The 19,489-nt window shown below is 40.6% G+C and carries 12 protein-coding genes and 1 pseudogene; 1 reads left to right on the top strand and 12 read right to left on the bottom strand.

Annotated elements, in window-relative coordinates:
* Positions 1 to 127 precede the first annotated feature (127 nt).
* The 10 genes from HW278_RS05765 to HW278_RS05720 form a co-directional block, all read right to left on the bottom strand.
* Positions 128 to 5,671: a helicase-related protein gene (locus tag HW278_RS05765; RefSeq protein ID WP_178977208.1), complete on the bottom strand. Its 5,544-nt coding sequence runs from the start codon at positions 5,669 to 5,671 to the stop codon at positions 128 to 130.
* Positions 5,658 to 6,131, bottom strand: coding sequence for a DUF1896 family protein (locus HW278_RS05760; protein WP_178977207.1), 474 nt, complete (start codon positions 6,129 to 6,131; stop codon positions 5,658 to 5,660). Before HW278_RS05760 ends, HW278_RS05765 begins: the two co-directional genes overlap by 14 nt.
* Before the next feature lie 40 nt (positions 6,132 to 6,171).
* A complete protein-coding gene (locus tag HW278_RS05755; protein ID WP_178977206.1) occupies positions 6,172 to 7,035 on the bottom strand; it encodes a type IV toxin-antitoxin system AbiEi family antitoxin in 864 nt (287 codons plus the stop codon).
* Positions 7,036 to 7,212: 177 nt separating this feature from the next.
* Positions 7,213 to 9,330: a type IA DNA topoisomerase gene (locus HW278_RS05750; protein WP_178977205.1), complete on the bottom strand. Its 2,118-nt coding sequence runs from the start codon at positions 9,328 to 9,330 to the stop codon at positions 7,213 to 7,215.
* A gap of 32 nt (positions 9,331 to 9,362) precedes the next feature.
* Positions 9,363 to 10,841, bottom strand: coding sequence for a DUF3945 domain-containing protein (locus HW278_RS05745; RefSeq protein WP_178977204.1), 1,479 nt, complete (start codon positions 10,839 to 10,841; stop codon positions 9,363 to 9,365).
* A gap of 53 nt (positions 10,842 to 10,894) precedes the next feature.
* Positions 10,895 to 11,236 carry a helix-turn-helix domain-containing protein gene (locus HW278_RS05740; RefSeq protein ID WP_178977203.1) on the bottom strand — a complete coding sequence of 114 codons (342 nt, stop codon included), beginning with the start codon at positions 11,234 to 11,236 and terminating at the stop codon, positions 10,895 to 10,897.
* Between the two features lie 69 nt (positions 11,237 to 11,305).
* Complete coding sequence (locus HW278_RS05735; RefSeq protein WP_178977202.1) at positions 11,306 to 13,384, bottom strand: bifunctional DNA primase/helicase; 2,079 nt, start codon at positions 13,382 to 13,384, stop codon at positions 11,306 to 11,308.
* The gene (locus HW278_RS05730) at positions 13,356 to 13,766 is read right to left on the bottom strand and encodes a helix-turn-helix domain-containing protein (protein WP_178977201.1); all 411 of its coding nucleotides are present in this window, start codon (positions 13,764 to 13,766) and stop codon (positions 13,356 to 13,358) included. The genes HW278_RS05735 and HW278_RS05730 overlap by 29 nt, the downstream gene beginning before the upstream one ends.
* A gap of 340 nt (positions 13,767 to 14,106) precedes the next feature.
* On the bottom strand, positions 14,107 to 14,382 hold the full coding sequence (locus HW278_RS05725) for an RteC domain-containing protein (protein WP_016419155.1): 276 nt from the start codon (positions 14,380 to 14,382) through the stop codon (positions 14,107 to 14,109).
* 10 nt (positions 14,383 to 14,392) lie between these two features.
* Positions 14,393 to 14,932, bottom strand: coding sequence for an RteC domain-containing protein (locus tag HW278_RS05720; RefSeq protein WP_178977200.1), 540 nt, complete (start codon positions 14,930 to 14,932; stop codon positions 14,393 to 14,395).
* 419 nt (positions 14,933 to 15,351) lie between these two features.
* Here HW278_RS05720 and HW278_RS05715 point away from each other — a divergent pair, with 419 nt between their 5' ends.
* The gene (locus tag HW278_RS05715) at positions 15,352 to 16,056 is read left to right on the top strand and encodes a helix-turn-helix transcriptional regulator (protein WP_178977199.1); all 705 of its coding nucleotides are present in this window, start codon (positions 15,352 to 15,354) and stop codon (positions 16,054 to 16,056) included.
* Between the two features lie 12 nt (positions 16,057 to 16,068).
* Here HW278_RS05715 and HW278_RS05710 read toward each other — a convergent pair whose 3' ends face one another.
* Complete coding sequence (locus HW278_RS05710; RefSeq protein WP_178977198.1) at positions 16,069 to 16,731, bottom strand: hypothetical protein; 663 nt, start codon at positions 16,729 to 16,731, stop codon at positions 16,069 to 16,071.
* A gap of 136 nt (positions 16,732 to 16,867) precedes the next feature.
* Positions 16,868 to 19,449 (bottom strand): annotated as a pseudogene (mutS, locus tag HW278_RS05705) (DNA mismatch repair protein MutS).
* Positions 19,450 to 19,489 lie beyond the last annotated feature (40 nt).

Genomic DNA, 19,489 nt, shown 5'->3' with positions numbered 1-19,489 from the left:
GTTTTTAGCTTATATGAAAATTATAAACACTTATTTATCAGCAGTATATAAAAACAAAGAAAACCAGCAAAACATAGTTCTACTGATTTTCAAAATGGAGATATACAGGTTCTTTAAGGAATAAATACTACATTTTAAACCCTCGAGAGTTTTTGTTAAGAGTCTCTTTTACAAACTCCTTCGTGGGAGTTGGGACTTCTTGAGTTTCGCTTTTTTGACTCTCTTGTAATAGCTCTTTATTGAGTTCTTCTGCCTCTTGTACCTCTTGTTTTTCTTGTTCTTCTTGAGCCTCTTGTGGAGTATTGGAGGAGAGTGAAAGTTGTATTTTTCTATCGAGAGCTGAGAGCTCAGTTTTAAGTTCGGAGAGCTGTGTTTCTTTACCCCATACTTTTTCGATGATTTCCTTTAGAAGAGGAATGTCCTTTTGGATAAGGGCTATCTCTTTTTCTTCCTTTTCCATCATTGCAGGGATTTTCTCAATGGCATTGACAAAATTCATTACTGCCAAGTTAGGGTCACTTGCCAATCGTCCGTTGTTATAGGTGTACTTGATACCTCCTTCCCCTTGTACAAAAAAACGATTTTCTTTTAGGTCAAGTTCATCTTTTTTGGAGACTTCAGTCTTTACTAATATCTGAAAACCATAGATACTTCCTATTTCTTGATATTCGCCTTTGGTACGGGCGTTTTGGGCATAATCTTGTAACTTCTGTGCTAACTGCTTTACACTGCTCTTTTCGTCTAAGCCATCCAAACGCAAGGCATTGACTACCGAGCCATCTTCTCGGCGTACGGCTTTATCTGAAAAGTTTTGCCAATCCGTCTGAAAACGATACAAGCGATCTTGTAGGGCTTTCAAATCGTTACAGAGGTTATCTAAACGGTTTTTAGAGGTATATTTAGAGCGTAAGAACGTTTGCTTTTCACTCTCTAAAGCCCCAATCTTCTTTTCCAACTTCGCTTTTTCGAGCAAATCGGTATTTCCTGAGAGAATAGCCACATATTCAGAATAGTTCATTCCCGACTTTTCGTCCATCGCTCCCTCATCAATGGTTCGTTTGCCCAACTTGTTGTTTTTAAGCTGGTCGATAAAGAGCTGTTTGTTAAATAGTAGATTGAACTTGTATGAGTCCAAAGACTTTTCAACGGCATAGATAATCACATCCACCTTGTTATCGGCAAAGTATTTAGCCACTTCATTACCCTTGCGAATGGCACGTCCGTCCCTTTGTTGCAGGTCACTGGGTCGCCAAGGGGTATCTAAGTGGTGTACAGCAACGGCTTTTTTCTGTGCATTGACCCCTGTGCCGAGCATATCGGTAGAGCCAAAGAGTACCCGTATCTTGCCCTCGTTGGTGTCGCTGATGAGTTGTTTGCGCATTTTATCGTTTTTAGCCTCTTGAATAAAACGGATTTCGTGAGCAGGAATACCATAGTCTTCTACCAATTTCCGCTTGATTTCAGTGTAAGGATTCCACTCATTAGGCTTGTAAGTACCCAAATCAGAAAAGACAAACTGAGTCCCTTTCTGCGCTTTGTATTTTTGATAATATTCATTGATTTTCATCGCACAATGAGAGGCTTTGTTATCAGGATGATCTTCATACTTATCGGAGATTATTCGCATATCTAAGGACATTTTACGAGCATAATCAGTTGCGATAAGCATTTTGGCTTTTTCCTCGGACTCGGATAGTGGCGCACGCCCCAAGAGGGTTGCATTACCCGTTTTGGCAAACTCCATTAGTTTTTGAATGAATACCTCTTGATCGGGTGTAGGAGGTATATTGTGTAAAATTTCGTTCTTTTCGGGTCTGTCTATCCCAACATCCTTTGCGGTTCTATAATCGGTTATTTCAGCGTAAAACTGTGCTAATTCGGGTACTTTGATAAAGTAGCGGAAGCGTTCTTTCTGCACAATGTTATTAGCCACTGAAAATTCGTAATCGGTGGTCTTGCGGGCATAGATCGCTGCCCAAGCATCGAAACAGTGAATTTGTTGCTTTTCTAAGGCTTGAGGACGCAGGTACTTAAAGAGCAAATACAGCTCAGTAAGTGAATTGGAAATAGTAGTCCCCGATAGAAAAGTAGCCCCCATATCCTTGCCAGTACGCTCTTGAATAGTTCGCAAGGCAAAAAGCAGGTTGAGGGCTTTTTGACTGCCTTGGGAATTGCCCAAGCCTGCCACTCTATCGTGCCTTGTATTGAACATTAAGTTTTTGAACTTATGGCTTTCATCTACTAGCAGATGGTCAATGCCCATCATCTTAAAATCCACTGTATCATCGGTGCGCTCATTAATGTCGTGTTCTAAGGTTTTGAGCTTTACTTCTAGGTTTTCTTTACGCTTGTACATTCCTTTGATCATCGCACGAGAGACTTCACTGCCTTGTTTTTCCAACTGCCAAAGACTCTCTTCAATATCTTGGAGTTCTTCTTGCAAAATGCTCTGTTGCACTTCGGGGGATTGCGGTATCATCTTAAACTGGTCGTGGGTTAGAATCACACAATCCCAATCATTGTTTTTGATGTCTCCAAAGATACGCAAACGCTTTTGAGGGGTAAAATCCTCCTTGCCAGGGTAAAGGATTTTAGCAAAAGGATAGGCACAGCGATAGGTCTCGACTATTTCGTGTACATTGGCTTTAAGCCCTATAATCATCGGTTTATGCGCTAATCCTAAACGCTTCATCTCTTGAGCGGCACAGCACATAATAAGGGTTTTACCAGCTCCTACCTCGTGGTCGCAAATCGCCCCATTGTTGAGCTTTATCATCCAAATAGCATCTTTCTGACTATCATACAAATCCTCTATGCCTAAATTCTCTCTATCGAGTCCAGGGAAGGACTGAAAAGAACCATCGTACTGCGGGCGTACAAAACAGTTAAAAGACTGATTATACTGCTCAGCCAAGCGGTCTTTAAACTCCTGACTCTGCTCTAAGAGCCACAGAGGAAAAGCATTACGTATTTCATCAATCTTGCTGTTTGCCAGTTGGATTGCCTCCATATCGCGCACCTTGACTTCCTTGTCGTCTATCTTGATTTTCTTGGTAATATCAGGGGTAGTATTTACTAAGGCGTGTTTGAAGAGGGCAATACCATCGTAGGTTCTGCTCTCACTTTTTACAGCATATTTTTCCCAGATATGTAAGTTTTTTTGTCGGCATTCCACTGAAAACTCATCGGTTTGAGTGCTGTATTGCACACCTACCTTGGTATCGAAAAGCGAAGAGGCAAAATCACTATAGATTTGTGGGGAGATCCAACGCTCGCCCAAGTTAAAATCCAACTCTTCAAAAGGAATAGGGGTAGGAATTACCTGCCTGAGTCCCTCTAAAGCGTGCTCAATTTCTGATTGCTTAGGATGTTCAGGGTGAGTGTTTTGATATGCTTCTACGGCTTTGATTTTAGTAAAGACATCCCCCGCTTGCCACTTTTGAGCAATTTGGTATTCGTCTTCTATAGGATTGTAAAAGAGTTTACCCTGTAACTGCGCTTTGACTTCTTCCTCGTTGGTGTTAGAAAGCTCGGTTATGTAGGGAATATCCACCCTGCCTAATTCACTTAGGGAAGTGAGTAGTGCCTCTTCAGCAGAAATGTTTTCATTCTTCCTCAGAGAGAATACCACAGGCTTGTGAAAGATATCTGCTTTTTGATAAACACCGTTTTTGATACGCTCTAAGTAAGGGATTTCAGCGCCTGAGGCATCGGTTTTTATTAGCTTGATATTATCAGCACTATTTAGCCGACCATAGTTCTTGACAAAAGTATCGTAAAGGGCGTTAAGATTTTCTCTTTCCGTAGGATAAGGGGTATAGGTGGTAGCCTCTTTATGGTACAAGTTGGAATAAGCATCTCGCAGAGCGATATAGGCAATGGCTTTTTGCCTTTCCAAAGAAGAAAGCGCAAGAGGCACAAAGGTAGCAGCTGTTTTGTTCTTATTGAGATCTTGCAAAAAGCCCACCGTATCGGCTTGTACTACCAAAGTATCTTCTCTGAAATGAGGCAAATATTCTCCCTCAAAAGGTACAGGTTCTTTTAATAATGATACCGCAGGAGATGTGTAATACAAAGCAGGAGAAGCTTTTGAAAGCACCTCTGTTTCATTCCCTTGATTGACAGGATAAGTAAAAGAAAACAAATCCAACTTTTGAGCATTCCCTAATTGAGAGGTAGTCGTTTTCTTCTTTGTTTTCTTTTTAGCTCCTGTGGGTATAGTAGGGACTGTTTTAGCTGAAATGTTGGGAGGACTTGCTAAAGTAGCGGTGGCTTCCTGCTCTGATAGAAAATCAAAGAGACTTAGCTGAACGACTTTGGGTTCAACTTTTTGATTCTTAATTTCTTTTGACTCTTTAGAGGTGAGATTCGCATTGGAAATAACAAAGGAAGGCTCGTTGATTTTGCTTTCAATTTCAATAAATTCTTGCCGTTCAACCTTTTTTACCTCAATTTCCTTTACCTCAATTTTTTGTGAATTAACCTCTTGTAGCTTAATTTGTGTTGTTTGGCTTTGTTGTGCTGTTTCAGGCGATAGATAATGCGCTTTAAAATCGCTTAGGATTCTTTCTTTTACCTCCTTGGCAATGCCTTCTACTCCTTCACTATGGGTATAGACCATTGCAGGCTGTCCGTATAGGTTGGTGCCTGCAAGAGCATCCGTACAAATAACGTTTTCTCTTTGTGAAAGATACTCGTTTTGTAGCATTCCCTGTGGTAGCCTTGCTGTATTGCAAAACTGCTCTTCTATAGGGTTTAAAGCGCCTCTTTGACTGTCTTTTTGAAGGATGATAAGATCGCTTCCTGCTTCGGTACCTGCGTAATCGGTAAAGAGGTTGTTAGGCAGGCGCACGGCAGAGACAAGACGCGCACTGGAGAGCATCGCTTGGCGAATAATCTCATTTTGAGGACTATCGGCTACCCCTTGGGAGGTGATATAGGCAAGGATTCCTCCTTCCTTTACCATATCCAAACCCTTTAAGAAAAAGTAGTTATGCACCCTACGGGAGGCTTGTACCTTAGCAGGATCGCTACTACGAGAGTAACTCAAATCAAAGACAGCGGTATCGGAAAAAGGGATGTTACTGGTTACCAAATCAAACTGGTTCCTTTTCAGTGGGCTGATTTGTTCGAAGCCATCGATATGTACTTGCTCCTGAGGGTAAAGATGAGAGAGCACTTTGCCTGTGAGCAAGTCCTTTTCAAAAGCAGTAACCACAAGAGAAGGATGCTCTTCTTTAAAAGCACGGATAAAATTGCCTCCTCCTGCCGAGGGTTCTAACATTGTTTGCAGAGGTACGCCTGTTTCCTTTATTGCTGAAGCGATAGCCGAGGTAAGACGCATTGGGGTATAAAAAGCCGTTAGCACAGAATTTCTAAGGCTTTGTACATAGTTTTGGTATTGCCTTTCATCAGTGGAATGTTCTCTAATAAGGGCATACAGACTCCTTACATCTTGCCAAAAGACTTGGTCAGCTTTTGCCCAGTACTTTAAATCAGCTTCAGACTGGTGGGGATTGAGGATAAACTTCAATCCCCCGAAGCCTGAATAGTGTTGTAAGAGTTCTCGCTCTTCTTGGCTTAGAAGCGTGCGCTTTTGCTTCTCTAAATCGAAAGCCAATGCCAGTGCACGAGCATTACGATTAAAGCTCAGTCGTTTAAGATATGCCATTTTCTTCTATCCATAGTTCGATGGCACCCGTAAGTTCTGTATAGAGGGATTGATAGGCAGTAGAGTGCTGAAAATCCTCATCGATTTCATTCTCGTACTTTTTAAAGTAAGGAACCAGTTCTGGGAAGATTTTTAGGGCAAAGGGGCGCAAATCTTCATCGGCTAATTGAGTGTCGAACTCCTGAGAAACGACCTCAAAAACCATATCAAAGGGAGAGAAGAAGAGTCCATCGAAGAGTACTCCTGAGGCTATTTCATTACATTCAGGAATACTGATACCCGCCTCAAAAGCCTCTTGGTAGGCTTGGGCTGCATACTCACTTCTGTCCTTGATAAAGACAGTGTCAGCTAAAAGATTAGGAAAACTCGTTTGTAACAGCTCTTTGAGTCTTAACTCGTAATAAGACAATGACCCTAAAGTACTGTCAGTGATCTGGGGTTTGGTTTGTGTTTCTTTCATTGTTAAAATTACTTTTAATGGGTTCAACAAATTTTAATTTTTACAAAGTGTCGTTCTGCAAAGATATATTTACCACGATTTTCCAAATAGGGCAAAAAGGCTCTCCTCCCTTTTCAGGAACATCTGTTTTTAAAAGGGTTCTTCTAAATTTTTTTCCTGTGCTAAGAACTCTCTTTTTGAGCCTCTCGGCCAGTTCTTCCTCCTTGATAAAAGAAAGAACATACCCCAAGCGCTGGAAAATAGAGACAGGTGTAGAGAGGATTACCTCTGTAGGAAGTTCTTGCCAACTCAGATGTTTTTTAATCCTTTGAATTACCTCTACTGCTTTTTGAATGCCTCCTATCTCTTTTTCATAGAGGAGCAAATCAACCGCAGTGAGCTCTAAAGAGGCTACCCGCAAAGTTCTTTCCTCTATAGAAAAAGGTAAGGTTTTTCTTTTTACTCCTATTTCTCTTAACTTTTTGATATCCTTTTTGACAAGGTAACGAATCTTACTTTGTCCCCTAAAGGAATCCCTCAGCGGAGGTAAGGAGGTTATCACTGTAATTTCATTTGCCTGTAAAGCCTCTTTGGGAGATAGATGTACTCCTACTGCACTGAGCAGGGCTACATAGTATTCCCTTTTTAGGTGTTGCATCAGTGTTTCAATGTAGAAATAGGGTTTTCCCTCTTCTCTGATAGCTTTGTTATCAGTAGCATTACCAATGTCCACAAAACGGACGATGCTATAGATGCCATTCCAAAGAGGCAGGAGCTTTCCTTGTTTTTTAAGTCCCCCTAAAGTATTGAGAATAGTTTTTTCTTTAAGGTGAGCAAACACCTCTTTTAGCTCCTGCATAGAAAAGCTGTAAATACCCTTTTCCTCCAATAATTGTATCCACTTTCGTATGGTTAGTCCCTTCATATTGAAAATATATATCGTTGCAAAACATTTGCAAAAGTACTATATTATTTCTAAAGAGCAAATATATTAGAACAAAAAGTTATCAACAGGAGGACTAAACTTCACTTAGGATATGGTACATAATCCGTTGTGTTAGCTCACAGACTTTCTTTACTGAAAGTTTTTACCTAATCTTTGTTAGTATTTTCGCTTTTTGGAAGTTTTCTCAGGAAACTCAAAGGCGGTTTCACCATTTTCTTTCAGACGTATATAGGCATCGAAAGTGCTGCTTGATTTGCTTTTCATTCCTTTTATCAGAGGTGTTCTTCCTTTTTCAAAGAGCGTTTTGAGCAGTTCATCAGTAAGAGGTTTGCCACATACATTTCTAAAAAGCACATAACCACAGTCCTCATCAGGGCATTTGGCTACCTTTTCAAACAGTAATAAGGAAGCATTTCTGCATTTAGGACAGGTGATTTTGAGTTTTTCTTTTTGGGGTATTTCCATAGCTAAAAACGTATCAGTAAGACTATGGGTATAGGCTTCCATATCCGAAGAAAAACTATCGGGAGAGAGCTCTCCTTGTTCTATCTTTTGCAATTGACTTTCCCATTCGCCTGTAAGGGCAACATCAGCTATTGTAAGTGATTTTACCCACTCATATACCTGCATTCCTTTATCGGTAGGAATAAGAGACTTTTGTTTGCGCTCAATATAATTGCGCTTTAAAAGCGTCTCAATAATAGCGGCACGTGTGGCTGGAGTACCTATACCTGCTCCTTGTAATAACTCACGTTGCGCCTTATCTTCTAAGGTCTTTCCTGCTGTTTCCATAGCCCCCAACAGTCCTGATTCGGTATATAAAGCAGGAGGTTGGGTGGTTTTAGAAAGGATTTCAACGGCTTTAATCTTTATACTTTCTCCTTGTACAAGTTCAGGCAGCACTTGATTGCTATCACCTTCATTGTCTTCTTCACTGTCTTTGGCAGTTTCATCAGAGTAAAAACCACCGATAGCGCGCCAACCCGCTTGTAACACTTGAACACCTTTTACCAAGAAGTCAGTGTGCAGAGCCTCCAGTAGAGTCTTTTGCACTTCTTTTACACAGGGTTCAGATACCGCTTCCAAAAGTCGGGTGGCAATCATTTTGTAAATAGTGTTTTCTTTTGCTGTAAGGTTGGTAGGAAAGCGCTCGGTAATAAGAAGTCCGTGATGGTCTGTTACTTTCAAATCATTAACCATCTTCTTATTCAGCGCTCCAATTTTCACAAGTTTAGCTTCGTTGGCGTATACCTCACTTTCTTGTAACAAACGTATCAGCTGTGGGATTTCTTCCCATACATCCTCTGAGATGTACTTGCTACCAGTACGTGGGTAAGTAATGTATTTTTGCTCGTAAAGACTTTGTGCAATTTGCAGAGTCTCATCGGCTGAAAAGTTCCATTTTTTATTAGCTTCTTTTTGTAAGCCTGTTAGATCATAGAGCAAAGGAGGTTGTTCTTTTACCACTTCTTTCTCAGTGGAAATCACCTCGGCCATTGGAGACTTTTCTAATTGTTTTTGTAAGGCTTCAGCTTCCTTTTTATCCTCAATTTTAGCTGAGATACTGAAAAAATCAGTATAGCTTTTTTGGTGCTTGAGTCGCAATTGGTAAAAAGGTTTCTTTTGAAAATGTGTGTGCTCTAAAAATCTTTTACAAACCATTGCTAAGGTAGGTGTTTGCACCCTTCCTAAGGAATAAATCCCTTCACCTACGGCTATACTCAGAGCTTGGGTAGCATTGATACCCACCAGCCAATCAGCCTCACTACGCTTTTGAGCAGAGGCATACAACAAATCAAAAGCACTTCCTTCTTGCAGATTGGCAAGTCCTGTTTTGATACCTTTTTCGGTTAAGGAGCTAATCCAAAGCCTTTGAAAAGGTTTTTGACAGTGCAAATATTCATAGATATAGCGGAAGATCAGTTCTCCTTCACGACCTGCATCGGTGGCGACAATAATGGAACTACACTTCTTAAAAAGGCTATCAATGATTTTAAGCTGTTTTAAAGCCATAGGGTCTGACCTGTAGCCTTTCTTATCTTCAGGGATTTGCTTGGGTACCAGCACAAAGGGATGAGGTAAGATAGGCAAGTGTTCTCTGTGGAATCCTACACAACCATAAGCCTCTGGGAGGGCTAATTGCACCAAATGCCCCAGAGCCCAAGTAACTGCATAATCATTACCTAACAAATATCCATCTTGTTTTTCGGTTGCCCCCACTATAGTGGCAATTTCTCTTGCCACACTGGGCTTTTCTGCTAATATAACTTTCATTTTTCTACGTGTATTGAGGTTAAAAATTAGAGTTATACTTTGCGTCCCTTGGACTTCTTAGCAGTTTCTTTTTGAGCTGTTTTTTCTGATTGCTTTTGAGGTTGTTTTTCTTCTTTGGCTTTAGAAGTTTCAGCTTTTTGTTTGGTAGAAGAAACTTTATCAGTAATGTCCTTTTGAGGATTGTTAAAGCTCATCTCTACCTTACCTTTGTCCTTGTCAAAAGTAAAATAACCGCTATAGGTTTTACCGGCTTTGCTCTGTAAACCTTCTAAATAAATAGGATTACCCTTGCTCAGTTCCTTGTGTTGCTCTTCGGTAAGAGTTACTCCTCGTATGACTGTAGGAGCCTCAGTGAGTTTCTCTTGATTAGTAAGTTTAGGAGCTTTGTCTTCAAAGAGAAATTCCACATAACGCTTGTCAGCATTGAACTGTACGGTTGCGTTAAAAGGCTCTCCTTTTTTAGAAGTCATTCCCTCGACAAACAGAGGCTTGCCTTCTTTGAGCGTTTGTTTTTGCTCCTCAGAGAGTTTGACTCCTTTGATTTCATCGGGGACTTTGATGTGTTCACTGCGCAAGGCAATGATTTCATTGGTGAGCCTATCAATACTGATAATAGAAGAGATTTTCTCTTGAGTTTTGCTATTGGTAAGCTCAACCGTACGTCCCATATTTCCTGTGGTAAGCAGGTTCTTTTTATCCTCTTTTGAAAACTCGTGACCAAAGAAAGGATAATCCAATTGTGGTTCCTTGCGCATCCCGTGAATGGCTACTGCTACTTTCCCATCAACTTCTCTTAGGGACAGACGAGCATCAAAACGGGTTACTGTAGAGCCTAAATTGAAACTAATAGGTACCAGTTCATTGGTTTTATAACCTTTCAAGAGGGGCTCTAATAGGTTCCTCTTCTCTAAAGATTCTCGACTCACCCCTAAGTTTTGTAACGTTTCCCAATCAATAGCATCAGGGTTGTACTTGAGTTCCTCTTGGGCAGGAGTACTTTGGGATTGTGCCTGAGCGGGAGCATCTTGTGCTTGTGCTTGAGCAGAAGCTTCAGGAGGGGTCTGAGCCACGGCAGTCTCTCCTTCTTGTTTTAGAGTAGCTGCTTTTTGCTCTTGTTGAACATACTCTTGAGGAGACACTTCGTACTTCTTGAGGTATTCCTTACCCTTTTCAGTGAGTTTTGCCAGGTGGTTTTGGAGTTTTTCTATCGTATTTACCGATTTTTCTATCGGTATTTTAAAGAAAGAAAAACGAGAAGGGTTCTGGGCTTGACGCATAAAGTTGCTAAAGAAATTAGACAGCATATTACCTTGCTTGTCTACTTTCATAAAGTCATCTAAGGATTTGCTGTCAGCAGGAGCCGTTTTTAACTCTCCTTTCTCATCAATTCCTTTTACAGCCTTAAGCTGTTTTTCTTCTTTGTCAAATACCAGTAGGATATCAGATAGTTGTTCATCCACAGGGATTTGATTGTCGTAATTTGCCGTATCGGCGTGTTGATTTTCTGCCATTATTTAAACATCTTTTTTAATTTGGGGGTAAAATTACTCCCTTTGTAAGACGTCTAAGAGAGGCTGTCCTTTTTAGGCATAGTATTTCCGTTTTTGGCTTTTAAGGCTGTTACTGGCACACTAAAATGTTTTCGGATAAATTGATGTACATCCGAGAGCTTGTAGTATATTTTGCCTGATATGGTATAATAAGGCAGTTTGCCATTGGAGCGATACCTTTGCAGGGAACGTGCAGAGATTTTAAAAGTGAGCATCAAGTCTTGATTGTCCAAGAGTTCCTCGCCATCCAAGCTGTTTTTGCGTTTTTCAGCTTTGTCTATTTGCTCTTTAAGCAAATCAAAACGATCCATAATGCGTTCCATCCACGCTATAAATTCTATTCTGTCAATTTCCATTTTTTATATTTATATTTGTTTAATATTTCGATTGTTAGACCTTAATCTTAGAACATCTAAAAGTTCTTCTTATCCTTGTGAGTTCTTGTTATCCTCCAAAAGTTCTTTTAGCACACTGCCCATTCCTAAGAGTTGGTCATTTTCCTCTTGAGGGACTAAAATGCCCATTTCCTTTAAGGTGCGGATATAACCTTTTGCGGTACGTTCCTTTACATCAGTCCTTTTTTGAATTTCTATGTTCAGCTCTTGAACTGTCCACAAAGTTCGCTCTTTAAAAAGAGGAGAAACTAACGAGGCTAAGGTACTGGCTTTGTTGGGTTTTTGGGCTTCGTTTTTCTGATTGCCTACATAGCTATGCATTCCCAGTTCATTGTTCCATCTAAAAAGTATTTGTGGGGTATCGCTAAGGCTACCATTGCGGATTTTCATCGGTTTGACCGCTGAGATAGGACTGTTTTTCTCCCTTTCGATGGAAAGCACTGCCGTTGCTTTGCGTTGTAGTTCAGAGCCTAAATGACCACGGAGTTTAAGCCCACTGGGGGTGAGGTGTAACACACATACAATACAGGTTTTGTAGTTACCTGCCAAAAGGTAAAGCTCTTCTATGAGTTCCACACTTTCTTGCTCGTTATTCACAGCTCCAATAAGGTCGGCTATACCATCGATGACCACCAAATGCACTCCTGCACATTGGTAGTAAAAACTCTCCAAGCCTTCACGAATGACCTTTAATCGCTCTCTGCGAGGGAGTTGGGTGAGGCAAAAGGCGTGTAGCAAATCAGGAAGAGAGCTTAGTTTAGCTCTTTTAAGCAGTTTGCTGATGTTTTGATAGAGCTGGTCTTGAGACTGTTCTGTATCGAAAAATAGCACCACTTTATCTTTGGGGCAAGGCAGTAGCGTTGTGCCCAATGTGTCAATAGATAGGTTCTTACTGTTAAGACAACCTGCAATGAGGGCGCTTACATAATGACTTTTGCCTGTACCTTCGCCTCCTGTAATACCCAATAAACTACTCTGTACTCCTACAGGAGTTTTGCCAATGGAGATGATTGTTTCTTGCTTTTGGGGAGGTTTATCCCATTGAATTTCGCAGTTTTTAAGTAGTGATAGGCTTTCTTCATAGTGTTTGCTAAGGGTCTGATAAAAGAGTTGCAATAGGTCTCTACCCGTTTTACCTTGCGCAAAATAATCGGATATATCTTTATCCCTTTTAGTACCTGAAAGAGGTAAAACCAAACGAAATATTTCTAAAGGTGCTAATTGGGCTTGTTGCTCTAAGGAGGCTCTTTTACCTGTTTCGTCGCTATCAAACAAAAGGACTAAATGTCGGAATCGCATTTTTAGCTTTTGGAGTTTTTGTAAAGGAATGTGGGCTGTTTCGCTATTGAAACAGATAGCCGAAAAGCCTCTACTGGCTAAGCTCATTACATCTTTTTCTCCTGCGGTGATAAAAAGAATGTCGCCTTGTAGTGGTAGCTGAGACTCACCAAAGCAATAGTTTCCGGGGGTACCTCCATAGAGAAAGCGCAGTTTAGAAAAGGGACGATAGACCTTTAAATGCTTTTTAAAAAGGTAAGCAAACATCCACTCATTATAAGTGGAGGCAATAGTGTAAGGTTTACCGTCTTTATTGGTGCTTGAATAGCTTTGCAGAGAGATTACATTGTACCTGTTTAGGATGTCTTGAGTGATACCATATTTTTGCCAATAGGCTAATTCTTCTTGGGTAAAAGGTTTTTGGGTGAATTGGTAAGAGATAGATTTTTTGGTTTCTGAGGTAGTACTTCCTAAGGTGATGGTGGGAGGTATTTGAGGTTTTTGTGTAATTATAGAGGTGGATTCCTCTAAACCCAGATGTAAATCTCGATTGATAATTTTTAGGATTTCGATAAAATCAGAGGCATTTCGGCAGTCCAATTGATAGAGGTAACCTACCAAGAAAAAACAGTCACCCCTGAAAGTATCGTTGCCAAAATCTTTCATTTTATAAATGCCTTGTTTGTCCTTATAGATATTGCAGGAAGCATTTTTATCGTCATAGAAAGGGTTTTTAAAGTTTTTACCTACTCGCCAGTTGCCTTGTAGATAGTGCTGAAAGACCTGTAGTCCTCCTTCGGTTCTACTTAAAATATCTTGCTTTTTCAACATAACTTTTGGCTTTTTGAGTGAGGGATTGCAGGTAGCTTTCAGTGTTTTCTACCGATTGACTGATAAGGAGTTTGCGAATGCTTCCCAAAGTATAGAAATATTGTCCATAGATTTTGGAGTAGGTGATTTCATTGCGTTTGCGCATTCGCCATAGAGTTTTTTCACTTAGATGGAGATATTGACAGATTTCTTTTTGGTTGAGCCACAAACTATCCCACTCAATAGGCTCTTGCTTGAGTTGGTTTTCAATGCTTTGGAGTTGCTCCATAAGGGCTTTCCAAGCGGATTCTTCAATGGTGATTAAATTCATTACGTATAGGGTTAAATTCTCGGCGGCAAAGTTCTGACAAATACCAAACATAAACTGCCAAGTACTACCCATTGAAATGTGCATTTTAACGCAGTTGAAGTGATTTTTATTTATTATATTGGTTATGAGTGCATTACAAAATAATTGTAACGTATTTTTGGAGTATAAACTACTTTTATAGGAAGAAATGTCTAAAAAATGCCAATGGGCTATAATGGGCTTTTTTTTAGAAATGGAGGTAAAAGTGTGTAGGGAGTTTATATAGAAGAGTTAAATTGAAAATAATAAATATAATTAAAAATAATGAATATAATATTCGAATAAATCCTTCTCCCTAAAAAAGGGAAACTGTCTATTTCCCTAAAAAACTGATTAAACAATGTTTAAACGTTTTTATTTGAAGTTAGCAAAACTACTTTTGATCGGAGTTGTTTATATGATCTAGTAAAGCCGCTTTTAAAGCATCGAGGAAAGGTGTAAGGTTCTTTGAGCGTCCTTTCATACGATGAAAAGTGTGATACAGATCTCCCAATTCTACCTTGAAGAGCTTTTCAAATACCGCAGTTAGCTTCTTGATAGAAACTTTTCCTGATGAAATGCGATTGGTAGCATACAAACCATAGATTAGCTCTATGAGTTCAGTCTTTTGCCCTGTCCATTCTAAGAGATTTAGAATTTCTAAAGGCATATCTTCTTCTTCACGAGTACGAAAAAAAAAGATAATCGGAGAGTTCCTTGGCAGCCCCTATCTTAGCAACTTCAAAGCTACGACAAGTAGAAAATGCTCCATCAAAAGAAAACAAATACCCCTCATTGCTTTGAGGAAGGTAGTCGTAATTGCGAGTAAAATACTCTACATCACGATTGGTTCTTCCTAAAGCAATGTAACTGAAGAAATCGGTTGCTTCTAAAGTCTCTGACTCTTTAAACCATTGGGCTTCTTTGTGTTTTAGAAACTTTTTAGCTGCCTCAGTAGAGAGCAAAGTTGCTTTACTTTCTATCTGGTAGATCTCATTGTAGAAAATGAGTCTGCTAACCATTTGAGGTTGTACCTCGCGGAAGAAATGTATCTCTTCTGCTTGGTCCGTAAAACCTCGTTGCTGTACCTCTTCCTTAGCCTCCTTTAAGAGGTCTTTTAGGAACTGTACCATTTCTAAGGATTCTTTAACCACGGCGGATCCTTCCAGCGTGATTTGGCGTTCTCTTACAGCCAACTGATTCAAAATTTGTTGAAACATAAATTAAATATTAAATTTATTGCGCTATATTACGAAAAAACAATGATATACGCAAACTTAAGAAAATCTTCATTTTTTTAACAACTGGTTTGCAGGAGATTTACAATTAGCTCCACGCAAACGTGCGCTGCTGCATAGGCTTCTACAGAAGCCTATGCAGCAGCGCACGTTTGCGGGTGCAAAGGTAAAATTTTTTGTTTATATTGTCAAGATGTTGTACCTTTGCACCCAGAAGTTACTGAGAAAATAGGTATAATCAAATGAAATAAGAACCATTACTAAATCGTTACCTACTCTTATTGTAATTCCTGTATCTTCTTTATTTTGAATATATTATAAAAGTAGTTTCAATTTTGGGGCAAAATTACGGCGGTTGCGCAAGTGTGGCAATACGCAAAAATAACCATTTTTAATTGACGATGAGCACCTCAGCTTTTATGGAAATCTTAGCACAGAAGTATATCCCTTATGCCGAAATGCTAGCAAAAATAGGAAATAATGCCGTTTTTATAGTAGATAAAAACGAGCATTTCTATTTTATTTCCGATAAGTTTAAACTCTTTGGTTACGACGATATTCCTCAAAACGACAGCAACGAAATACAAGATTATCCGCTAAAACAACGCATTCACCCTGATGATTTGGAGATGAAAGAGCTCATAGATGAGAAGATTTACGAGTTTCTATCGTCCTTACCCAAAGAAGAACAAGTGCACTACAAATACATTTACGACTATCGCGGAATGGCAACCGATGGTACTTATGGGCGGGTGACTAATGAGGTACAGCTCTTGGAAGTTACTGACGATAATTACCTCGCCTTAGGCATTATAGAAATTGCCCCTGACCAATCGGAAAATTTGCCGGTAAGGGTGCAAATGAAACACTGTATAACGGGGGAGATTATCCCTATAAAAATAGAAGAGGACGCTTTTGCACTTACTCCACGGGAGAAGGAAATACTCACACTTGCCTCTCAAGGTTTTTCTAGCAAAGAAATAGCTGAAAAGCTCTTCATCAGCACTTACACAGTGAATAGACACCGACAAAATATACGAGAAAAGTTCAATGCCGAAAGCCTTATAGAAGCGATTGATATAGCGAGAAGGAAAGGAATATTGTGATAAGTAACAGGTTTAATACACTGTTTGTTTTTGAGCGATACTTTCGTAGTGAGTGAAAATGCGATAGGTACCTACTTTCATTATTTTATTCTCACTGTCTTCTTTTTGAGTAACTGTTAGCACATAAACCAAATTCTTGATACCTTGAGATGTGAGTTCCCCTGAAATTAGAGTTACATCGCTATTCTTTACACCTTCTGTATTAGCAGCGTGGTTTAGGAAAACGGTGAACTTGTTACCGCTACCTGAAATGATAGCACCAGAGCCTGTAGCTGTGTCAAATACGCCAAATTTCAGTACTTTGTAATTCGATTTTACCTTTACTCCTTGTTGATCATAAAACTTATATTTATAATCGGCAGCTGGATCGCCTTTGGTAAAGTAATGATCGTCGGGGTCGCTGGTGTAAAGGAATTTAAGGTTATCGAGCAAATAGATACCCTCGATATTAGGCGGAGTAGTCCCCTCGTTAATGGTCATTCCGTTGGCAACCATTTCGGTAAGAGTTTTGTCGGGCAGAATAGTTTTAGCTTCCTTAGGAATATTGAAGTTTGTAACTTCGATATCATTTTTGTCCTTGTTCTTTTTGCTGTCGTTGTCGTCGGATTTAGAGCAACCAATAACTGTAAGCAGTGCAAATACGCCTGCACAAAGTGTGTAAATTGTTTTTTTCATTTTTATTATTGTTTTTTAGGTGTTAGGTGTCAGGGGGTAGGTTTCTAACTTTGGCAAAGGTCGTAGCACGACGGGCGAGTAGAAACTTTGACAAAATTTCTAGCACTACTCATTTGCTAATTTTCATATTTGCTAATTAGCTAATTCGTTTTCTCATTTCGTTGAGCTTCATCAGTGCCTCTACGGGGGTGAGGGTGTTGATGTCGAGACTGAGTAAATCTTCTTTTAGGGCTTCTAAAAGTGGATCGTTCATATCAAAAAAGCTCAATTGCATTTCTTTTTGGGCGTTTTTAACCACTTCGGCAGTGGGGACTACATTATGACTCTCCTCGAGCTTTTTAAGCATTTTATTCGCCTTCTGAATGACATATTGAGGCATTCCGGCCATCTTCGCTACGTGTATTCCAAAACTGTGCGCTGAACCGCCCTCGGTGAGTTTGCGCAAGAAAAGCACGCTGTCTTTGGTTTCTTTTACCGATACATTGTAATTCTTGATGCGCTCGAACTGCTCACTCATCTCGTTAAGTTCGTGATAGTGGGTAGCAAAAAGGGTTTTGGCTTTGCTGGGGTGCTCGTGCAAATATTCGGCGATTGCCCACGCTATGGAAATACCATCGTAGGTGCTGGTACCACGCCCGATTTCGTCCAAGAGCACCAAACTTCTATCGGAGATATTGTTCAAAATAAGGGCTGCCTCATTCATCTCGACCATAAAAGTAGATTCACCCATAGAGATGTTATCGCTTGCGCCTACACGGGTGAATATCTTATCGACAATACCTAATTGAGCGCTAGCAGCAGGTACAAAACTGCCTATCTGTGCCAAGAGTACTATCAGAGCGGTTTGTCGCAAAATAGCCGATTTACCCGACATATTAGGTCCGGTAATCATTATGATTTGCTGGCGTTCACGGTCTAAATATACATCGTTGGCAATGTAGGGCGTACCAACGGGCAATTGCTTTTCAATCACAGGGTGGCGACCGTCCTTAATCTCAATGGCATAGCCCTCGTTCATCTCGGGCGGTGATAGTTGTTTTCCATCGCCAAAGTAGCAAAACCACAGAGGCAATCCAGCTGACCGATAAGGGTGGCGTTCGTTTGTACCTGACCAATATACTCACTGATAAAAGCAATCAGTTCGGCGTATAGCGATTGCTCTAACTGAGCGATTTTCTCTTCAGCACCTAATATTTTGGCTTCGTATTCTTTCAGTTCTCCGGTGATATAACGCTCGGCATTCACAAGGGTTTGCTTGCGTATCCAATCAGGCGGGACTTTATCTTTATGAGTGTTGCGCACTTCGATATAGTAGCCAAAAACGTTGTTGTTATCTATTTTCAGAGAAGGAATACCTGTGCGTTGGCTCTCGCGCAAGAGCAAATCGTCTAAATAGTTTTTGCCCGAATGCGAGAGTCCGCGTAGTTCGTCCAATTCAGCCGAAAAACCTTTGGCGATAGCATTGCCTTTGGCGATGTTCACAGGGGCATCTTCACTGAGTGTTTCGGCGATGCGGGTGCTGAGCTGTTCGCAACTGTGGAGCTTGTCGCCCAAAAGGGTAAGCGATTCATTGGCAGAAGCCAAACACAATTGTTTTATCAGGGGGATATGTTCCAAGGAAGCGCGCAATTGCACTACTTCCCGCGGATTGATTTTCAGGGTAGCGACTTTAGAAATCAGTCGTTCGATGTCGCCCATACGGCTGAGGGCTGTTTTCACCTGCTCTAATACATCGATGTGTTTCAAAAAGTAATCGACCACCTCGTGACGCTGACGGATTTTGTCTAACTTCTTCAGCGGTAACGCCAACCAGCGTTTGAGGGTACGGCTACCCATAGGCGATAGCGTTTTATCAATCACATCGAGCAAACTCACCGAGGGGGTGGTATTGCCCGCATAGAGTTCCAAATTGCGAATGGTAAACTTGTCGAGCCATACATAAGCCTCTTCGGCGATGCGCTGAATGGCAGTAATGTGTTGGAGTTGATGGTGTTGGGTTTCGGATAAGTAATAGAGAATAGCCCCTGCGGTAAGGATTGCTTCGGTGAGTTCGTCTACGCCAAAGCCTTTGAGAGAGTTGGTTTGAAAGTGTTTGGTGAGTACCTGCTGGGCGTAATCGTCTTTAAAGACCCAATCTTCCAAGTAGAAACAGTGAAAGTCGTCGCCAAAATGCTCGGCAAATTCCTTTTTTTGGTGTTTAGCAACGAGTAGTTCGCTAGGGCGGAAGTTCTGTAAGAGCTTATCGATATAGGTTTTATCGCCTTGTGCTACCAAGAACTCACCGGTAGAAACATCGAGGAATGCTGCACCGCAGCCTTGTTTGCCCAACCATACCGAGGCTAAGAAGTTGTTGCTCTTGCTTTGCAATATATCGTCGTTGAGGGCAACCCCTGGGGTAACGAGTTCGGTAACACCTCGTTTTACGATGCCTTTCACGAGTTTAGGGTCTTCCAGCTGGTCGCATATTGCGACGCGGTAGCCCGCTTTTACGAGTTTGGGGAGATAGGTATTGATAGAATGGTAAGGAAAACCCGCCAATTCACTGCGCTCGGTACCGTTGTTGCGGTTGGTAAGTACAATGTCGAGGGTATGAGCGGCTTTTACGGCATCTTCACCGAAGGTTTCGTAGAAATCGCCTACCCTAAACAGCAGTAAAGCATCAGGATATTTGCTTTTTATCTGATTGTACTGCTTCATTAGTGGGGTTTCTTTTGCCATATTTTTGAGTGAAAAATGAAAAGTTTATGAGGAGTATTTT

Source organism: Capnocytophaga sp. oral taxon 902 (assembly GCF_013394735.1).
In the GTDB taxonomy this organism is placed as follows: domain Bacteria; phylum Bacteroidota; class Bacteroidia; order Flavobacteriales; family Flavobacteriaceae; genus Capnocytophaga; species Capnocytophaga ochracea.
This window is presented reverse-complemented; position numbering and strand designations above follow the sequence as displayed.